This window comes from Paraburkholderia sp. J11-2 (genome assembly GCF_905220185.1).
Classification (GTDB): Bacteria; Pseudomonadota; Gammaproteobacteria; order Burkholderiales; family Burkholderiaceae; genus Paraburkholderia.
In genome coordinates this window covers 128909-147605 of the sequence record NZ_CAJMYY010000024.1, presented here as the reverse complement: position 1 = coordinate 147605, position 18697 = coordinate 128909, and the positions used below count along the sequence as shown (strand labels likewise).

The 18697-nt window shown below is 63.6% G+C and carries 17 protein-coding genes and 2 pseudogenes; 11 read left to right on the top strand and 8 right to left on the bottom strand.

Translation table 11 applies throughout. The annotated features are described in order from the left end of the window. A pseudogene (locus U5A57_RS29705) lies at positions 1–418 on the top strand (urocanate hydratase); the annotation flags it as partial. 43 nt (positions 419–461) lie between these two features. On the opposite strand, the gene U5A57_RS29700 reads toward U5A57_RS29705, so the two are convergent. Then, complete coding sequence (locus U5A57_RS29700; RefSeq protein ID WP_321915235.1) at positions 462–1103, bottom strand: XRE family transcriptional regulator; 642 nt, start codon at positions 1101–1103, stop codon at positions 462–464. A 102-nt stretch (positions 1104–1205) separates the two neighbouring features. Here U5A57_RS29700 and U5A57_RS29695 point away from each other — a divergent pair, with 102 nt between their 5' ends. From U5A57_RS29695 to U5A57_RS29680, 4 genes are read left to right on the top strand one after another with little or no spacing between them, the layout of a single operon-like run. Beyond that, positions 1206–2492 carry an MFS transporter gene (locus tag U5A57_RS29695; protein ID WP_321915234.1) on the top strand — a complete coding sequence of 429 codons (1287 nt, stop codon included), beginning with the start codon at positions 1206–1208 and terminating at the stop codon, positions 2490–2492. Between the two features lie 26 nt (positions 2493–2518). Then, complete coding sequence (locus U5A57_RS29690; protein ID WP_321915232.1) at positions 2519–4045, top strand: amidase; 1527 nt, start codon at positions 2519–2521, stop codon at positions 4043–4045. Positions 4046–4047: 2 nt separating this feature from the next. Next, positions 4048–4401, top strand: coding sequence for a RidA family protein (locus tag U5A57_RS29685; protein WP_321915231.1), 354 nt, complete (start codon positions 4048–4050; stop codon positions 4399–4401). 27 nt (positions 4402–4428) lie between these two features. Beyond that, positions 4429–5661: an FAD-dependent oxidoreductase gene (locus tag U5A57_RS29680; protein WP_321915229.1), complete on the top strand. Its 1233-nt coding sequence runs from the start codon at positions 4429–4431 to the stop codon at positions 5659–5661. Positions 5662–5691: 30 nt separating this feature from the next. On the opposite strand, the gene U5A57_RS29675 is transcribed toward U5A57_RS29680, so the two are convergent. From U5A57_RS29675 to U5A57_RS29665, 3 genes are read right to left on the bottom strand one after another with little or no spacing between them, the layout of a single operon-like run. After that, entirely contained in the window at positions 5692–6480 is a 789-nt protein-coding gene (locus U5A57_RS29675; RefSeq protein ID WP_321915252.1) for a MipA/OmpV family protein, read from the bottom strand. After that, complete coding sequence (locus U5A57_RS29670) at positions 6480–7385, bottom strand: alpha/beta hydrolase (RefSeq protein WP_321915251.1); 906 nt, start codon at positions 7383–7385, stop codon at positions 6480–6482. Before U5A57_RS29670 ends, U5A57_RS29675 begins: the two co-directional genes overlap by 1 nt. Before the next feature lie 16 nt (positions 7386–7401). Beyond that, entirely contained in the window at positions 7402–8178 is a 777-nt protein-coding gene (locus tag U5A57_RS29665) for a DUF4118 domain-containing protein (protein ID WP_321915228.1), read from the bottom strand. A gap of 566 nt (positions 8179–8744) precedes the next feature. On the opposite strand from U5A57_RS29665, the gene U5A57_RS29660 reads away from it, so the two are divergent. Then, complete coding sequence (locus U5A57_RS29660) at positions 8745–9251, top strand: hypothetical protein (RefSeq protein WP_321915226.1); 507 nt, start codon at positions 8745–8747, stop codon at positions 9249–9251. Positions 9252–9402: 151 nt separating this feature from the next. Further along, positions 9403–9600, top strand: a complete 198-nt coding sequence (locus tag U5A57_RS29655; protein WP_321915225.1) for a hypothetical protein — start codon at positions 9403–9405, stop codon at positions 9598–9600. A 7-nt stretch (positions 9601–9607) separates the two neighbouring features. Here the strand turns inward: U5A57_RS29655 and U5A57_RS29650 are convergent, their stop codons facing one another. After that, a complete protein-coding gene (locus tag U5A57_RS29650; RefSeq protein ID WP_321915224.1) occupies positions 9608–10630 on the bottom strand; it encodes a hypothetical protein in 1023 nt (340 codons plus the stop codon). Positions 10631–10975: 345 nt separating this feature from the next. On the opposite strand from U5A57_RS29650, the gene U5A57_RS29645 reads away from it, so the two are divergent. Next, positions 10976–11761 carry an HpcH/HpaI aldolase family protein gene (locus U5A57_RS29645; RefSeq protein WP_321915222.1) on the top strand — a complete coding sequence of 262 codons (786 nt, stop codon included), beginning with the start codon at positions 10976–10978 and terminating at the stop codon, positions 11759–11761. A 150-nt stretch (positions 11762–11911) separates the two neighbouring features. On the opposite strand, the gene U5A57_RS29640 is transcribed toward U5A57_RS29645, so the two are convergent. The 3 genes and pseudogenes from U5A57_RS29640 to U5A57_RS29630 form a co-directional block, all read right to left on the bottom strand. Further along, positions 11912–12499: a YSC84-related protein gene (locus tag U5A57_RS29640; RefSeq protein WP_321915250.1), complete on the bottom strand. Its 588-nt coding sequence runs from the start codon at positions 12497–12499 to the stop codon at positions 11912–11914. 416 nt (positions 12500–12915) lie between these two features. Beyond that, positions 12916–13239, bottom strand: a complete 324-nt coding sequence (locus U5A57_RS29635; RefSeq protein WP_321915221.1) for an HdeA/HdeB family chaperone — start codon at positions 13237–13239, stop codon at positions 12916–12918. Positions 13240–13498: 259 nt separating this feature from the next. Then, positions 13499–13618, bottom strand: a pseudogene (locus U5A57_RS29630) (DUF3300 domain-containing protein); the annotation flags it as partial. 310 nt (positions 13619–13928) lie between these two features. On the opposite strand from U5A57_RS29630, the gene U5A57_RS29625 reads away from it, so the two are divergent. The 3 genes from U5A57_RS29625 (at position 13929) to U5A57_RS29615 (ending at position 18696) form a co-directional block, all read left to right on the top strand. Then, positions 13929–15101 carry a patatin-like phospholipase family protein gene (locus U5A57_RS29625; protein WP_321915219.1) on the top strand — a complete coding sequence of 391 codons (1173 nt, stop codon included), beginning with the start codon at positions 13929–13931 and terminating at the stop codon, positions 15099–15101. Further along, positions 15098–15838 carry an acetoacetate decarboxylase gene (locus tag U5A57_RS29620; protein ID WP_321915218.1) on the top strand — a complete coding sequence of 247 codons (741 nt, stop codon included), beginning with the start codon at positions 15098–15100 and terminating at the stop codon, positions 15836–15838. Before U5A57_RS29625 ends, U5A57_RS29620 begins: the two co-directional genes overlap by 4 nt. A 116-nt stretch (positions 15839–15954) precedes the next feature. Further along, positions 15955–18696: an MGH1-like glycoside hydrolase domain-containing protein gene (locus tag U5A57_RS29615; RefSeq protein ID WP_321915217.1), complete on the top strand. Its 2742-nt coding sequence runs from the start codon at positions 15955–15957 to the stop codon at positions 18694–18696. The last annotated feature ends 1 nt before the right edge of the window (position 18697 follow it).

Genomic DNA, 18697 nt, shown 5'->3' with positions numbered 1-18697 from the left:
TCGTCTGGGCCAGGCGTTCAACGAGATGGTGAAGAACGGCGAACTGAAGGCGCCGATCGTGATCGGCCGTGACCACCTCGACACCGGCTCGGTGGCGAGCCCGAACCGCGAAACGGAATCGATGAAGGACGGTTCGGACGCCGTGAGCGACTGGCCGCTGCTCAACGCCTTGCTGAACACGGCGGGTGGTGCGTCGTGGGTCTCGCTGCATCATGGCGGCGGCGTGGGCATGGGCTTCTCGCAGCACTCGGGCGTGGTGATCGTGGCGGACGGCACGCAGGCGGCGCACGAACGGCTTGGCCGCGTGCTGCACAACGATCCGGCCACGGGCGTGATGCGCCACGCGGACGCCGGCTACGAACTCGCGCAGCAGACCGCACGCGAGGCAGGCCTCAAGCTGCCGATGCTCGGCCGATGAGCAACGTGACGCCGCCGCTCGAAAGCGGCGGCGTCACCCTCGCTTAGAGCGTTTCAGGAAGCCGGTGTGAGTCGTTGTCCACGCAACAGACCAGCACCTCGGCATCCTCGGCACCCGTGCTGAGGTACACGTGCCCCACGGCGCTGTCGAAGTAAAGGCTGTCGCCAGGCGACAGTTTGAAGACCGTGCCGTTTTCAAAATGCAGTTCCAGCTCCCCGCCTAGCAGGAACAGAAACTCCTCGCCGCTGTGGCGAATGTAATCGGGAAAGGCGTCCATCGTGCGAGCGTGGATGCGTCCGCGCATCGGCACCATGCGTTTGCCGGTGAGGTCGTTGGCGATCATGCCGTACTCGTAGTTCGGCGTGTCGTAAATCATCTGCTTGCCCGCGCGCGTGAGCGACGGTTTCATTGGGCCGGCCGCCTTGCGCTTCCTGCGTCCGAATATCGTGTCGAAGTCCACGTTCAGCGCGTGTGCGAGCGCCGCGAATTTGTCATACGTGAGCGCAATGTCGCCGCGCTCGGCCTTCGAAATCGTCGAGACGGCGATGCCGGACAACTCCGATAGCTGCATCAACGTCAGTTCGCGCGCCTTGCGCGCTTCGCGCAGACGCGCGCCAACGGCCGCGTGATCGATCTCCGTCGGGGCCTGCTCAGTTGTGATCTCTTGTGCTGCGCGCTTTGCCATGGAAGGGACGGCTCCCGGTTAGGGGTTTTGTCGTATACGAGAATTATTTTTTTCTCGTATATGATAACTCGCATCTCGACTCCCCTTTGAAGGAGCAGCGTCGTGGCCTCAATCGCACTGGGAAAAGCCGGCCTATCGAAGGGCCAGGTCATTGCCGCCACCACACTGGGCACGGCGCTCGAGTACTACGATTTCACGATCTACAGCTTCTTCGCGATTCAGATCGGCAAGCTGTTCTTTCCTTCCGCGTCGCCGGTCAATCAATTCTTGCTTTCCATCGGCCTCTTCGGCGTGGGCTTCGTGGTGCGTCCGCTGGGCGGCATCGTCATCGGGGCCTACGCGGACCGCGCCGGGCGCAAGCGCGCCATGGTGCTCACCATCATGTTGATGGCGCTGAGCTGCGCGCTGATCGCCTGCGCGCCGCCGTATGCGGTGGCGGGCATCGCGGCGCCGCTGATCGTGCTCGCGGCGCGCCTGATTCAGGGCTTCGCTGCCGGTGGCGAGTTCGGCCCCGGCACTACGCTGCTCGTGGAATATGCGAGCGACAACACGCGCGCGTTCTTCGCGAGCTGGAACTTCGCGGCGACGGCGCTTGGCCTCGCGCTCGGCGCGGCGGTCGCCACGCTCGTGAACGTGCTGCTGCCCAAGGAGGCGGTCGACAGCTGGGGCTGGCGCATTCCGTTCCTCGTGGGCATTGTGGCAGCGCCGGTAGGCATGCTGATTCGCCGCCGCCTCGAAGAAACGCTGAGCGCGGCGCCCGCGCACGGCGCCAAGCGTAGCGGCGCATTGAAGGCCGCGCTCACTACGCACCTCAAGCTCACGATACTCGGGACCTTCGCCGAACTCGGCGGTTCGGTGTCCATCTACATCACCGCGTTTTTTCTGCCGAACCACGCTGTGCGCGTGCTTCATCTTTCGTCCACGGCGGCGGTCGCGTCGGGCGTGGTCAGCTCGCTCGTGCTGTTCGTCGCCGCGCCGCTCGTGGGCAAGCTCGCCGACCGCTACACCCGCAAGCGCGTGCTCGTGATCTCGCGCGTCGTGCTGCTGCTGAGCGTGTATCCCGCGTTCGCATGGCTTTCCGCCGCGCCTTCCATGGCGCTGCTCTGCGCGGTCTCCGCTTTCCTCTCCGTGTTCGTGGCGGGTCAGGTCGTACCGGTGCTCGTGATGATCCCCGAACTGTTCCCGCGCGAAGTGCGCGCCACCGGCATTGCGCTCACCTATGTCGTGAGCGCCTCGATCTTCGGCGGATTTTCGCCGCTTGTGGCAAGCTGGATCGTTGCGCGCACAGGTAATCCGCTCGCGCCCGCCTGGTATGTCGCGGCCGCCTGCGCCATTTCGCTGATCCCGCTCGTCTGGCTGCGCGACCGTACCGGCGAGGCCATCGGCTAAACCTCATTTAATCAGGAAACCGAACGATGCTTGACAAGACCGAACTGGTCAGTCTGTCCGCTGTCGAACTGCGCCGCCTGATCGGCGCAAAGGCCATTTCGCCCGTTGAACTGCTCGATGCGTGCATCGAGCGCATCGAGGCCGTGAATCCGGCCGTCAACGCGATTACGGCGACATGTTTCGACGCCGCGCGCGAAGCGGCCAAAGCTGCCGAGCAGGCCGTCATGGACGGCAAGCCTCTTGGCCTGCTGCACGGTTTGCCGCTCGGCGTGAAGGATCTCGAAGATACTGCGGGGCTGCTCACGACCTACGGCTCGCCGATGTCGCGCGGCCACGTGCCGTCTCGCGACGTGGTGCTCGTGGAGCGCTTGCGCGCGGCGGGCGCGATTCTCGTGGCGAAGACGAACGTGCCGGAGTTAGGCGCGGGCGCGAATACGCGCAACCCCGTATGGGGCGCGACGGGCAATCCGTTCAACCCCGCGCTCAACGCCGGCGGCTCGTCGGGCGGCTCGGCGGCGGCACTCGCGTGCGACATGCTGCCGGTTTGCACCGGCTCCGACACCGGCGGGTCGCTGCGTATTCCCGCCGCGAAGTGCGGCGTGGTCGGCTTTCGTCCATCGCCGGGGCTCGTGGCCAATTCGCGGCGCCTGCTCGGCTGGACGCCGATCTCGGTGGTCGGGCCGATGGGGCGCGACGTCGCCGAAACAGCGCTGCAACTCGCGGCAACGGCGGGCGAATCGGCGGGCGATCCGCTGAGCTACGCCGTGGACGCCAACGCGTTCGCGTTTTCCCCGCATATCGATCCATCGACGCTGCGCATCGGCTATACCGAAGACTTCGGCTGCTGCGACGTCGACCCGCAAATTCGCGCCGTGTTCCGCGCGCGCATAGCGGCACTCAAACGCATCGTCCACGCGTGCGAGCCCGTGGAGTTCGATCTTGGCGACGTGCATCGCTGCTTCGACGTGATCCGCGCGGAAAGCTTCGTCGCGGGCCTGCATGCCGCGTACACGCGCGACCCCGGCGCGCTCGGCCCGAACACGCGCGCGAACTACGAAATGGGCGCGAAGATGTCGCTCTCGGACAGCGCGTGGGCGCAAGCCGAGCAAACGCGCATCTTCCAGCGCTTCCAGAGCGCATTCGCGCGCTACGACGTGATCGTTTCGCCCGCCACGCCGGTTACGCCATTCCCGTGGAGCGAACTGTACGCCGCGCAGATCGACGGCCGCGCGCAAGAGAACTACTATCGCTGGCTCGCGCTCACTTATGTCGTCACGCTCACCACGCATCCGGCGCTCGCGCTGCCGTGCGGCGTGGATCATGCGGGCATGCCGTTCGGACTCCAGATCGTGGGCCCGTTCCGCGGCGACATGAAGACGCTAGCGGTCTCGCAGGCGCTGGAAACGGCGTTTTCCGCGTATCCTGATCTGCGCCGCCCACGCCCCGATCTCACGCGTTTGGCACAAGCCAATCCGGCGCTGACTTCCATCGTGACGGCGCCTCCCATTTACAACCCAACCGGCGGCGACGCTGCTGGTCTTTCGGCGGTATGAACATGAGCAACGACATTCAAAGACTGCAAACCAATGCGCGCATGAGCCAGGTCGTGATCGCGGGTGGCGTGGTCTATCTCTCGGGTCAGGTGCCGGATACGGCAGGCGCGCCGATCGACGTTCAGGCGACCGAAATTCTCACGCGCATCGACAAGCTGCTCGCATCGGCGGGCGTGGACAAGACACGCGTGCTGAGCGCGAATGTGTGGCTGAGCGACCCGAAGCATTTCGACGCCTTTAATGCCGTATGGGATGCATGGGTGCCGCAAGGTCACGCGCCCACGCGCGCCTGCGTGCAGGCATTGTTGATGCGCCCCGGCCTCGATGTCGAAGTGGCTGTCACCGCGCTCGCCTGAGCGCCTTCGAGCCAGGAACATTGCGTGATGAAATTCGATTCGGTCGTGCTTGGCGGCGGTATCGTCGGTGTGTCGGTGGCCTTGCAGTTGCAGCGGCGCGGTCTTGCGGTCGCGCTCGTGGACCGCAGGGCGCCGGGCAATGAAACCTCGCACGGCAACGGGGGATTGATTCAGCGCGAGGGCGTCTACCCTTATGCGTTTCCGCGCGAGCTATCCACGCTGCTGCGCTATGCGCGCAACCGCTCGACGGACGTGCGCTATCACCCAGGGGCCATGCCGAAGCTGCTGCCTTTCCTTTATCGTTACTGGCACCATTCGCGCGCCGACCGGCACGCCGAAATTGCGCGCGCGTATGCCACGCTCATCGAGCACTGCGTCACCGAGCATCGCGCACTGATCGAGGCGGCGGGGGCTGAGGCGCTGCTACGCACCAACGGCTGGATGAAGGTGTTTCGCAGTGCGGCCGCCATGGACGCCACGTTGGCCGAAGCGCAGCGCTGGCAGCGCGAGTACGGCGTAGGCCACGAGGCGCTCGACGCCGCGGCGCTGCGTGCCGCTGAGCCCGCGCTCAGTCACGCGCTGGTGGGCGGCGTGCGCTACACCGATTCCGATTCGGTTAGCGATCCGAAGGGACTCGTCACGGCCTACGCGAAGCTCTTCGAACAGCTAGGTGGCCGTGTGCTGGTTGGCGACGCTTCGACGCTCGAACCGTCGTGGCGCGTCATGACGCAAGATGGGCCGGTGCTGGCGAGGTCGGCGGTCATTGCCATGGGGCCGTGGTCGGGCGATCTCACGGCGCGGCTGGGCTACACGCTGCCGCTCGCCGTGAAGCGCGGCTATCACATGCACTATGCGGTTACGAACGGCGCGAAACTGAACCTGCCGGTGCTCGACGCCGAAGCGGGCTTCCTGATCACGCCGATGCTGCGCGGCACGCGCCTCACGACCGGCGTCGAACTCGGCTTGCGCGATGCGCCCAAAACGCCCGTTCAGCTCGAAGCGGTCGAACCGCTCGCGCGCGGCATCTTCCCGCTGGGCGCGCGGCTCGACGCCGAGCCGTGGCTGGGCCGCCGCCCCTGCACGCCCGACATGATGCCGATTATCGGGCCCGCGCCCAGGCACGATGACCTCTGGTTCGCCTTCGGCCATGCGCACCACGGTCTCACGCTTGGCCCGGTCACGGGGCGCCTGATCGCAGAAATGATGACGGGCGCGCCGACCGTGGTGGACCCCCGGCCATTCCGTGCCGAGCGGTTTTGACGGCAACCGGGCGAGGCCCGGCGTACGCGGTCAGAACCGGTAATTGAGCCCCGCGAAAGCCGTGATCTCGCGGCGGCATTCGGTGATCGGGCTGTCGGCGGCGTAGTGCTGAAGGCGCCCGAACGTCGCGTTCACCGAGCCGACCCAGTGCTTCGAAAAGTCGTGCGTCATGTAGAACGTCATGTGCACGTCGCGGATGCCCGCGCCGGGCGAATAGGCCGGCAAGCCGGATGCCGCGCTCTGGTCAGGCGTTACGCCGAATAGCGTGCGCATGTACACGCCGTTGGCCCACGTGAGCCCCGGTCCAACCGAAAAGAGCCACCCCGTCAGCGGCAGCGACACGTAAAGATCCGCCGTTGCCGTCGTACCTTGCCCGTGGCCGCTGATGTCCTGATACATGGCCACGGCGCCCGTGAACGCCCACAGCGTGTAGTCGGCGAAGAGGCGCAGCTTCGGGCCGTCGTCGACGTTGCTCAGGCCATGCAGATGCGGGTCGTCCGACACGGTGCGCGACTGGAAGTCGAAGCTCAGCGAAGCGCCCACATGGTAGTTCGGCGCCGAAATCACGTTCACGCCCAGCACGTCCGGCCCTTGCGAGAAGACGCGGTCGCGGTAGGAGATGTCGAGCGACGGGAACGGATAGACCTTCATGTGGCGCGCGCCCGGATACTCAGGCGCGAAATACGCGCCGGGGCCGATCGAGATTTTCCACGGCGAGTCGGTCGTGGCGGTGCTGGACGTATCGGCGTCGGCCCACGCGTGCGAGGCCAGGGTCAGCGCGGCCACGCACGCCAGCCCTTTCAGTGCTACGGCTTGCATCACGTATTTTTCCTTCCCACTGCCGCCAGTTGGCGCAGACGCCGGGCAAGCGCCTTGGAGACGACCGGCGCGTCTTTCGCGCCGCGTGCGACTTCGCTCTCGCGCAGGAACAGGGCCGTTTCGCGCGCAACGATCTCGCGTTCGTTGTCCGAAGTGATCATGTGATAGGAATCGTCGAGCCATAGCGTGCGCAGGAAGTTCGAGCCGATACGGTCGATCACGTGGCGCGGATTGCGCGGACTCGATGTTTCGTCGTCGATCGCGTGGATGACGAGCGCGTCGTTCTCGATGGCGGGAACGTCCTTGCGGGCCGCGCGTGCGAGGCGCAGCGCCTGATGCAGGGCGGGCAGGGCAATCGTCGAGGGGCCGACTTCGCTAAAGTCGCTGCGCTGCATGGCGCGCGCAATTTTCTTGCGCAGCGCTTCGTTACGCACACCGAACGGTTCGGCCTCGCGATAGCGGTAGCGGTGGCGCAACGGCGTGAAATACGCCCAGTCGAGCAGGAAGCGATACCACGGGATCGCCCAGCCGTCGTAGGCGAGCGTGAGCGAAAGCAGGACGAGCGACTGCGCCGCGGGCCGCTCGCGAATCAGACGCAGCGCGAGCGCGCCGCCAATCGAAAGCCCGCAGATCGAGACGCGCTCGTAGCGTGCCGCGAGTGCGTCGAACTCGCGCGCGGCGTTTTCGACCCATTGCTCCATCGGCAACTGGCCCGTGCCGGCGCTATACCCGTCGATCACGGGCGCACACACTGTGAATCCTTCGCCTTGAAGATAGCGCGCGAGATAGCGCAGTTCGATTGGCGAGCTGGACAGGCCGTGAAGCATGAGGACGGCGTGGCCGTCGCCTTCGCAGAAAAAGCGCGTGGATTGCACGGCTGGCGCATCGGTCGCGGCCAGCTCCATTTCGAGCGTGGCCATGTCAGCTCTCCGTGCGCAGCACGAGAAAATCGCCTGCGTGAGTGGTGAAACGTTCGCAGCTGCAGTTAGCGTGACGGTATTCGCGCTTGTGCTGCTCGCTGCGCAAACGCGCGCGATGATGGCCCGGCGAGAGTGCGTGGGTCAGGCGCTGCACGTCGTCGGGATGCAGGGCGTCGAAGAGCGGGCCAGGCGCGACTTCGGCCGCGGCCGGCAGCGCTTGCGACATGCTCTGCCCCACGCTCGCGCGCTGGGCGGCATTACGCTCGAGGCCCTTGATCAGGATGAACCCCTCGTGATGCTGCGCGAGGTGGCGCAGCAGGCGATGCGTCTCGTCGATGGCGCGGCGGGCGAGCGCGCGCTCGTTATCCTGACGCAGCAGCATTTCATAGCGGGACTGCGCGACCGAGGCGATCAACTGCGCGCGGAACTGCTCGCGCCGCAGACGCTCGATCAGCGTGATCACGAGCACCGTGACGAGCGGATACGACACCAGCAGAATCAGATCGTGGGTGTCGAGATACGTAATGTAATTGTAGGGCGGCACGAACATATAGTCCGCAATGGCGAGACCGAGCACCATCACGGTCAGCGCAGGCGCGAGGCCGAGGAAGTATTCGACCAGCGAAGCGGCGATACAGAACGTCGTGCCCGGCATCATCGGGCCGAGCACGGGATGCAGAGCGAAACGGATGGCACTCGCGAGCGCGAGCGCGCCAGCGGCAATACACCAGCGGCGCGGGCCTCTTGGCGCCCACAGGCGGGCGTTACGGACTTTCATGATTTCCCGGGTCGCCCGCCTCGTGACGGGCTGTTGCGCGCGTATTGCGCATGGGCAATCGCAGACGCTCTAGTTGTAAGCAGTGCAAGGAATTCGACAGGAACGGCGGAACGGAGCGGCGGTGACCGACCAATTACTGTCAGTGCTCCGACGGATTTTTTGCGTCCGGGATATTACCACTGTTTACAAGCATGCGATTGGCGACTCCCGACCGCAGGAAACCGCGACGCGAGACAGGCTGGCACGACGGCGGCTCGGGAACGGGAGTGGAGGTCATGCCGGTCGCTACTGTCCATGGCATCGTCACATTGAGAAGACGGGCGAGTTCCAGTCTCGGTAAAGCCGCGAAGTCCGCTCAAATTGATAAGCAGAACAGAGATTCCATTCTGGTGGAGAGAGGCGATTGAATTGAGTTGGAGCGGGCGGCGCCGTTGCCGACGTGAAGATGCGGGCGCAAGACGAGGGAAGACCCCGATTGGTCGTACTTCTGATTGATCTAGACTCCAGGGGCGAGTGCCGCGCATCGATTCGATGCGGCACCAGTTTTCCAACGCAGATTCCGTTCCATGAAGCATCCGATCCAGGGATGGCTTTTGGGTGTCATTCTTCTGGCGCTCGCCAGCGTCTCGGCGGCCGAGCCCGCCAAGGCGGCGCACACCCAGAAGCTTGTCCAGAAGCACGTCCAGAAGCACGCGAGGGGCCACGACGCCCCGAAACACGCCGTCGCGGCCGCGCCTGCGCCGGCGGCGCCTTCAGTCTCCTTGCCCGCCATTGCGAAGCGTTACGAATACCAGTCGCCGTTTGAAAGGCAGTACAACGCGCGTTTGGGGAAAACCACCGCTGCAACGCCTGGCACTCCGGACGACACCAATAGCGCACTCGATGCGGCGGGCAATGGGCTGCGCGCGCCCGGAGCCCAGGTCGACAGTAACGGCATCCCGAACCAGGCGCTTCATCCGCAATCGCCGCCGCTCGTCTCGGTTGGCGACTGGGATCTCTCCGCCGATGCGCATCTTCCGCTCACGCGCTCGCACGATACGGGCGCGGCTATCAGCGCGCGGCACGGGTTCTAAAAAATCCCACGCCGCCCACTTCCTTACCGCCGCCAGGTAATCGGTAAGGGATTGCCGTTGTCACACGTTGCTCCCGGGAATGCGGATAAGGCGAGCCAGTAAGCTGACAAGCTCACATCCCGCAAAAGAATCCTCCCCGGACCCACGCCTTATGTCACAACGACGCCCAACCAGTTCGCGCATCCTGGGTCAACTCCTGCTCCCCGTGCTGCTCAGCTCGACGCTGATGCTGCAAGGCTGCGCCACGACCGCAGAGAACATCGCCCTGGGGTTTGGTATCGGCTCGGTCGGCACCATCTCCGCGCTGGGCTGCCTGCTCGCCTGCCAGATGAACGACGCGCGCTGGTAAGCGGCGCTCAGTAGTACATCCACCGCCCGTACTGCGGCGACCAGTACACCCAGCGCGCCGGCGGTTGCTGGTACTGCGAGCCCCACGGTGCGGGCGGCGGGTAGTAAGCGGGCCGAGGCTGCGCGTACACGGGCGGCTGCTGCGGATATTGCTGCTGGGCGTATTGCTGTGCATACACCGGTTGCTGCTGCTGCGCATAGGCGGGCGGTTGCGCGTAGGCCTGCCGCTGCGGCGCATACGCCGGCTGCTGCTGGGCATAACCGTACGGCTGGGGCGGCGGCGCGTATTGCTGGATCTGCTGTTGGGCCTGGACCTGGGGCGGGACGCGTGGTTGCGCCGGTTGGGAATAGGGTTGGGCGTAACCTTGGCCTTGCGTCGAGTAGATCTGCGCGGAGCGCGGCGGCTCCGATTCGTCGACGGCTTCGTCGTTCGCCAGCGACTCCGGCGGCGCAACGTCGTCCTGCGCGGGCGGCGTTGCCGCAACAGCGTGGTGGTTGGCGCCTGCCTGCGCATAGGTGTGAGGCTGCGGCTGCGCTTGCCGGGCAGCCTGCGCGGGCGCTGCGCTGGCGTTGGCAACGTTCGCGTGTGCCGTCGTCTGCGCGGGCGCTACCGCTTCGGCCGGGGCCGCGGCGGTGGAGTCCTGCACGTCTTGCGCCTCTTGTGCTTCCTGGGTTCCTTGCGCGCCTTGTCCGCCTTGTTCATCCGCGAGCGGCTTGACCACCACCGGCACGGTCATGACCGTCGAGACCTCGCCCGCGTCGCTATAAGTGTGCTTGATGTCGAGGATCGGCTTCTGGGCTGCTGCGCCGGCTGCCTTCTTTGCGGGCGCTGTAGCCGGCGCCGCGGCAGGCGCACCCGCCTGCGCCATCTCCTCCCTGGCTGCCTTGTAGCCCCGGTCGTAGGCCGCCTGGACTTCGCGGTCCTGCGCCGCGGCTTCTTCTTCCTTGCTATACGCGTGGGACGCTGCGGATATCGTGCAGCCCACTGCAAGCAATGCGAGGGCTGTAGCGTGCCTTGCGGTCGTGTCCATGGCGGGACCTTTATTTCGTTTTTCGATGATCTAATCGTACTACGCGGCCGATGACATTCAAGCGGCGGGAAACCCCTTGAGTATGCGGCCGAACGCAAGCGCTCAACCCCGGCGACGCTTGCGCCAGCAACCACCGCCGGCACCCGGTCGGGCGGCTCGGCTCGGCGCCGGCTGGATGACGTCGAACACGAGGCCCCGGCAATTTATTTCATTTTCCTTTCGGGTTGGCCGCCGGCGATGCGGGACCACAGGCATTCGCCCAGCGATCCTGGCAGACCGCCTGGCAAGGCCGTCGCGCCATGCATAGACTGATTGGCAGCGAGCGCGTACGTGCGAGGAGCCAACATGACGACTGCTATTCCGGCGCCTGGTGGCATCAACCGGCTGAAATCGATGTGGCGAAATGGCCAGGCGGCGCTCGGCGCGATCGCGACAATGCCGTCAGTTCAGACTATCCAGATCATGGCGCGCGCCGGTCTCGATTGGGTTCTCATCGACATGGAGCACGGCGCAATCGATGCGGGCTCGGCGCACGCGATGATCTGCGCGACCTCCGGCACCCCGCTTGTCCCGCTTGTTCGGGTTGCCGCCACCGATGCGTGGCACGCCAAGGTCCCGCTTGACCTCGGCGCTCTCGGCATTTGTTTTCCGATGACGACGACCCGCGCTGCCGCGGAGGCGGCGGTCCGGGCGGTTCGTTACCCGCCCGACGGAGATCGCTTCTGGGGGCCGTTCTACGCGCCGCCGAGATGGGGTTTGTCGATGCGCGAGTATCTGGATTGCGCAGACAAGGAAGTGCTCGCGATTGGCACGATCGAGCATGTCGACGCGATCGGCAATATTGGCGACATCGTCGCGACGCCCGGACTCGACCTTGTCTTCATTGGACCGGGGGATCTTGCAACCAGCATGGGACACCGAGGCAAGACGGATCTTCCAGAGGTGCAAGCGGCGATCGCGCAACTCGAGGCGCCCATATTGAAGAGTCAGGTTTTGCTCGGCGGCGTCGCGCCGAACGCCGACGTGGCGAATGCCATGATCGCACGCGGCTACCGTGCGATCGTCGTCGGTATGGACTGGTCCTTGCTCCAAAGAGGAATCGCATCGGCCGTTGACGGCATTCATCGGTAAAAAGCCTGATGAGCGCAGGCGCCGCTATCGGACCATGGTCCGATAGCGGGCCTCGCGAACGGGGCGCCATTGCTCGCCTCAGCGTGCCGGCGGCAGGCGCACTTCGGGGGGCAAATGCAGCATGCGCGAAGTGGCTCAGCGCAGCCGTCATCAGATATCCAGGGGCGATACGTTGGTTCCCTGCAGTGACAGATTGGCCATCAGTCCCGCGTTGGTCAGCACAATGCACTCGACGGGCTCCGTAGCCGTGGTCGCGTCGATCATGCCGTTCGCGCCCACCTTCACGAGCGCAACCGACGAATCGACGCCAGCCGTCCAGCCTTTCGAACTACGAAACTTCGCGAGCGCATCCTGAGTCATGAACAGGAAGATAAGCGCCTTCGACTGCGCGCCGACCTCGAAGCCAAACGAACCGGAAACGGTGCTGTAGTAGCCAACCGCGGCGCCGCCGACGCGTAACGCGCCCTCGCCATATCGCGCCCCGACGATGAAGCCGGCTTCGATGATCGATGGAAAGACAAGAATCCCATTCGCCTTGGCAACGAGTTCTCGCGATCCGCCCACCGTGGTGTAGAGCCGGGACATCGTGCCGTCGATGCCCGCATCGATCGATTGACGCTTGTCTGAGTTACCAGCGGCTGTTGGCGCCGAGGTTCCCGTCATCGTGCATCCGGTTAGAGCGAAACCTGAGAGCGCGATCGTGGCCCCAGCGGCACACAGAACATTTCGTCGATTCATTGTCGACTCCTTGGTGCTTCGGTCACGTTTCACGCAAGCCAATTGTGCGAGCGGCGTCACGCCTGCGCCCCAACACGCCTGCTTGAGTCATGGCGGCCGCCCATTGACCGTTGGCGTGCGTGTGGTTGGAAACGTCGATGCCCCGCGCAGGTTTCACCGCGTGATGCTGCGCGTGACAGGCAAGCGCTTTGCGCCCGTGTTCGTTTTTCTGCGAATCCGTCACGGGCGACCGGAAAAACGCGTAGTCCTTATCAACAGGCGATTGCGTGTTGTCGTGATTGGCAAACCCATACCGGAACGACATGAATCGCCCAATGTACGGCAGCCATGGAAGGGCTGCGCGACGGGGCCGTCGATGCAATTCCCGCCGTCAATTCCCGGCAGTCCGGCAACACGTGAAAACCGGAACCGCTCTTTCAATGGTGCTCAAAGAGTTTGATCTGACCACTCTTGTACATCTCTTTGACTTTTGTATGGAGCGATGCCTTCGGCGCCTTCTGGCATTCGGCAACAATTGCGGCCACTGGCGTTGCTGTGTCTTCCACCATGGTGTCGGTTTCCGTGACACCGAGCTTGTCTACTCCGACCAGGTAATAGACGACAGCCGGCCGGTAGACTTCGCCGACGGCAAGGAAGTCCTCGCATTTCATCTTCAGAGGATTGGTTTTTGTGGGCGCCTGAGCCCATGACGGTAGCGCGAGGGCTGAACCCAGTAGCAGGGCAACAACGGTACGGATCATCTTGCACTCCTGGAAGTTTCCACACGAAAAAGCCGGAAACTTTCCGCTGGTGCTCTAAACAACGAGAGAAACCGCGGGAAAGCTGACCCGACCTGTTTCGCAGCAGGTACGCGAAGCCTCTGCTGTTCGTGTCTCTTAGGATGATCAGTATTGACACTTGCACCAAAAGTACAATAGGACCTTAGTCCAACATCATGCATGTTGGGCGCGTAGCTTGAACTTGCTTCGCGCCATGCCATCCTGCACGCAGTCCCGCGCACGCGAGAAACGCGTCGCCAGGTTGTTTGACCCACTCCGGTTTCGAGCCCATCGTGGCAATCACCTGTGCAAAGGCAACGAGCGACTGTACGCTCGGATCCCACGGCTCTGATGTGACCGCTGCGCTTTGCGCACAGACTGCGGTGGGCAGCATGACCGTCACGATGAGCAGCGCGGCTGCGAGCGTCGTGCAAAGGAGCGACGCACCGCGGTTTTTCGCGTGCCCCAGGCAGATATACATCCGCCTGGAAAGCGGAGAGGCTCGCGGGGATAGGACCAAGGTCCGATTGTTCACGGGCAGGGGGCGACGTAGGCTCTTTTAGCCCCTTGATCGTCGGCGCGATCTGGTGCGGTGACATGTCCATGCAGGCGGCCTTGCCTATGGAGGCCAGTTCGATCGATCGCAGCATCGCCCACCGCCGGGGACCACCATGGCCCGTACACGCAAAGCGGCATCGCCCATCCCCTCGCTGCCCACCATAAAGTTCGACAACACGATCCTCGTCCTGCAAGGCGGGGGGGCCCTCGGTGCGTATCAGGCCGGTGTGTTCGCAGGGCTCGCCGAAGCGGGTATCGTTCCCAACTGGGTCGCGGGTGTGTCGATCGGCGCGATCAACGCCGCGCTGATCGCCGGCAATCCGCCCGAGCGCCGCGTCGAGCGACTGCGCGAATTCTGGGAGCGCTCCTCGGCATGGGCGCCTTTCAAGCCGCCTTCGTCGCTCGATTCGATGCGCCCCCTCTTCAATCTGTACAGTGCCGCTTCAGCGGTTTCGTTCGGCATTCCAGGATTTTTTTCGCCCCGCATGCTGCCGCCGTTCATCGCACCCGAGGGGTCACTTGCGGCGCTGAGTTTCTACGACACCGAGCCGCTCAGGGCCACGCTGAACGAGCTGGTCGACTTCGATCTCATCAACAGCAAGGCGGTGCGCCTGTCGCTCGGTGCGGTCAACGTCTGTACAGGCGAGTCCGTGTATTTCGACAACACGAAAACGCCGCTTGGGCCCGAGCACGTCATGGCGAGCGGCGCGCTACCGCCCGGTTTTCCGCCCGTGCAAGTGGACGGCGAATGGTACTGGGATGGCGGTATCTCGTCGAACACGCCGCTCTGGTACGTGGTCGACGAAGCCTACCGTGAAAGTGGGCTCGTGCTGCAGATCGACGTGTTCAGCGGCGCGGGCGCGCTGCCGCAAAACCTGAGTCAGGTGCAAGAGCGGATGAAGGACCTGCAGTACGCCAGCAAGACGCGCTTTAACGCCGCCCGCGTCAAGCAGCAGGAGGCGTTGCGCGCGTCGCTGCGGCGCGTGCTGGCGATGCTGCCGGAGGATGCCCGTTCAGACCCGGACGTCGAGCAGCTTGCCGCGGTCAGTACGCGTGGCGAAGTCATGCTCGTGCATTTCACCAACCGCCACGACACACGCTCGTCCGACTTCAAGGACTATGAGTTCTCGCGCGCGACCGTGCTGGATTTGTGGGAAGGCGGCCATAGCGACGTGCGTCACGCGATTGCCACCGAGGCCTGGCGCAATGCAACGGAAATGGCGCAAGGCATCCACGTTTGCGACCTCACACCGACGAATCCTGCTCAACGGGAGCCACCAAGATGACTGAATCCGAAGTGCTGGAGCGTGCATTCGCGATGCCGCTCACGAGCCCGGCGTTTCCCCCGGGCCCCTATCGATTCGTCGATCGCGAATTCCTGATCATCACATACCGAACCGACCCGGACGTGCTCGCTAGCGTCATCCCGGCTCCGCTGGAGATGACGGACCCGATCGTGAAGTTCGAATTCATCCGGATGCCGAACTCGACGGGCTTCGGCGACTATACCGAGAGCGGACAGGTGATTCCTGTGAGGTTTCGCAACGAGTTAGGCGGATACGTCCACGCCATGTTTCTCGACGACGAGGCGCCGATCGCCGGCGGGCGCGAAATCTGGGGATTTCCAAAGAAGCTCGCGGCGCCAGTGCTGCACGTCGAAAAGGACACGATCAGCGGCGTGCTTCGATACAACAACATCCCGATAGCGGTCGCAACGATGGGCTACAAGCATCGCCCGGTGCCGACCGAAAAGATGCTCGCCTCGCTCACGGCGCCGAACTTTCTCCTGAAAATCATTCCCCACGTGGACGGCACCGTGCGCATCTGCGAGCTTGTGCGCTACTTCTGCGAAGACGTCACGGTGAAGGGAGCCTGGGAAGGACCGGCCGCGATCGAGTTGTTCCATCACGCGCTCGCGCCGGTCGCGGCGCTGCCGGTGCTCGAGGTGATATCGGGCGTGCATATTCTGACTGACCTGACACTCGGGCTTGGCACGGTGGTGCACGACTATCTCGCCGGGTAACGCGACGGCGGGCGCCGCGCTCGCTGCGTACAGCAGGCCGGCCATCGCCTGGGCGATGCGTGACGCGACGTGAGTCATGTCGGGCGTTCTCAGCGTGCGTCGCGACGGAGGCAAACATGTGTCCTGCAATGAACGACGCGACAGAAGAAGAAAAGCGTCTGGACGACGCGCGGACTGCGCAAGTGCCGTGGAAGAAGTGGGGGCCTTATCTCAGCGAGCGGCAATGGGGGACGGTCCGCGAGGACTACAGCGCAAACGGTGACGCCTGGAATTATTTCACCCATGATCAAGCGCGCTCGCGGGCCTATAGATGGGGAGAAGACGGAATCGGCGGTCTTTGCGACGACAAGCAAAGGCTGTGCTTCGGGCTGGCGCTCTGGAACGAATGCGATCCAATCCTGAAGGAGCGCCTTTTCGGCCTGACCAATGGCGAAGGCAATCACGGCGAGGACGTGAAAGAATATTATTTCTATATCGATAGCACGCCTACGCACTCGTACATGAAGTATCTGTACAAGTATCCGCAGAGGGAATTTCCTTACGGGGATCTGGTTGAGACGAACGGAAAGCGATCGCGAGACGAATTCGAGTACGAACTGATCGATACCGGCGTTTTTAATGATGACCGGTATTTCGACGTGTTCGTCGAATATGCGAAGGCGGCCCCGGAAGATATCTTCATACGCGTTTCGGTGTTCAACCGCGCACGGGAAGCGGGGCGTCTTCGCGTCCTGCCAACGCTATGGTTTCGCAACACCTGGTCGTGGGGCTACGACGATTGCAAACCGTCGCTAGCCGAAGCGGATACCGGTGTGATTCGTGCAACGCATCAGGACTTGGGCGAGTACTGGCTCTATTGCGACGGCGCGACAGAACTGCTCTTTACGGAAAATGAAAGCAACGCACAGCGTTTGTGGAACCAGCCCAACGCATCACCTTATGTGAAGGACGCGTTCCACGCCTATGTCATTGCCGGGCGGCGCGAGGCCGTGAACCCGGCTCGAACAGGGACCAAGGCCGCAGCGCAGTACGTGTGCGATATACCCGGCGGCGGCAGCGCGATCATCAGGCTGCGGTTGTGCGCAGCCAGGCAAGACCATGCGTTCGATGAATTCACACGTACTTTCGACGAGCGTATCGCGGAGGCAGACACGTTCTACGAACGTATTGCGCCGAAGGTGCTGTCCGACGACGAGAGAAGGGTGCATCGGCAGGCCCTGGCGGGCATGTTGTGGAGCAAGCAGTACTACTACTTTGATCTCGATCTGTGGCTGCGCGAGCACCGGAGTCATCCCTTGCTCGAAGCCAGCCGGCACACGGTGCGCAATACCGACTGGTATCACATGCTGAACGCAGAAGTGATCTCCATGCCGGACAAATGGGAATACCCTTGGTTCGCTGCGTGGGACCTGGCTTTCCATACCATTTCTCTCGCCGCTGTCGATTTCGATTTCGCGAAGGAGCAACTGCTGTTGATGCTGCGCATTCTGTACCTTCACCCGAGTGGGCAGATACCGGCCTACGAGTGGAACTTCAGCGACGTCAATCCACCCGTGCATGCCGCCGCGACGCTCTGGCTCTACAAGTATGAGAAAGCGCTGGGACGCGCCGATGCGCGCTTTCTCGAGCGCTCGTTCCAGGGGTTGATGCTCAATTTCAACTGGTGGGTGAACAGGAAGGACCCGTTGGGCCGAAGCGTCTTTGCCGGCGGATTTCTTGGACTCGACAACATTGGCGTGTTCGATCGCAGCGCGCAACTTCCGACCGGGGGCTCGCTTGAGCAGGCGGATGGCACAGCGTGGATGGCGTTTTATTGCCAGTGCATGCTCGAGATGGCGATGATCCTGGCCGAGTACGACCCCATGTACGAGGAACTCGCCTTCAAGTTCGTTCAGCACTTCATGTGGATTGCCTACGCAATGGATCGGCGCGGTAATCATCCGGACGACATGTGGGACGAGCAGGACGGATTTTTCTATGACCTGCTGCGTCTGCCCGACGGCCAGACGATGCGTCTGAGAGTCAGGTCCATGGTGGGTTTGCTGCCGCTGTGCGCATCGACGGTTTTCGAGGCCGATGCGCTTTCGCGCTGTCCGAAACTCATGGCGCTGATCGCGCAATTTCGAACGCGCTACCCCGAGCTGGTGAGCCATGTGGCGCCGACCGATGGTGGCTTCACCGGCCATAGAGGGCGCAGACTGCTTTCGATCCTGAATATGCGCAAACTCGAGCGCGTGCTCGGTTACTTGCTCGACGAGAACGAATTCCTTGGTCCGCACGGTATTCGTTCGTTGTCCAGACATCATCTCGACCACCCGTACGTACTCAACGTGAGCGGGCAGGAGTACAAGGTACAGTACCTGGCGGCAGAATCGAATACCGGCATGTTCGGCGGCAACTCGAACTGGAGAGGGCCGGTGTGGATGCCAGTGAATCTCCTGATCGTGAGAGCGCTGACGAATCTTTATGGATTTTTCGGCGACGAGTTCAAGGTTCAATGCCCGACGGGATCAGGGCAGATGATGACGCTGTACGAGGTGGCGCAGGAGATCGTTCGCCGCCTGACGAGTACGTTTTTGCGCGGGCCGGACGGGCGGCGGCCCGTTTATGGCGGAACAGGCAAGTTCCAGAATGATCCGCACTGGCGTGACCTGATTCTGTTCTACGAGTATTTTCACGGCGACAACGGCGCAGGCCTGGGCGCAAGTCACCAGACAGGCTGGACAGGGCTTGTCGCGCCGCTCCTGGACCTGTTCAGGCGTATCGACGCCCAGACCGTTCTGGAAAGCGATCGCTGGCGTGTCATGGCAGGCGTAGTCGGGCAGCGGCTGGACGGATCGCAGAGCGAGGGACGTTGAG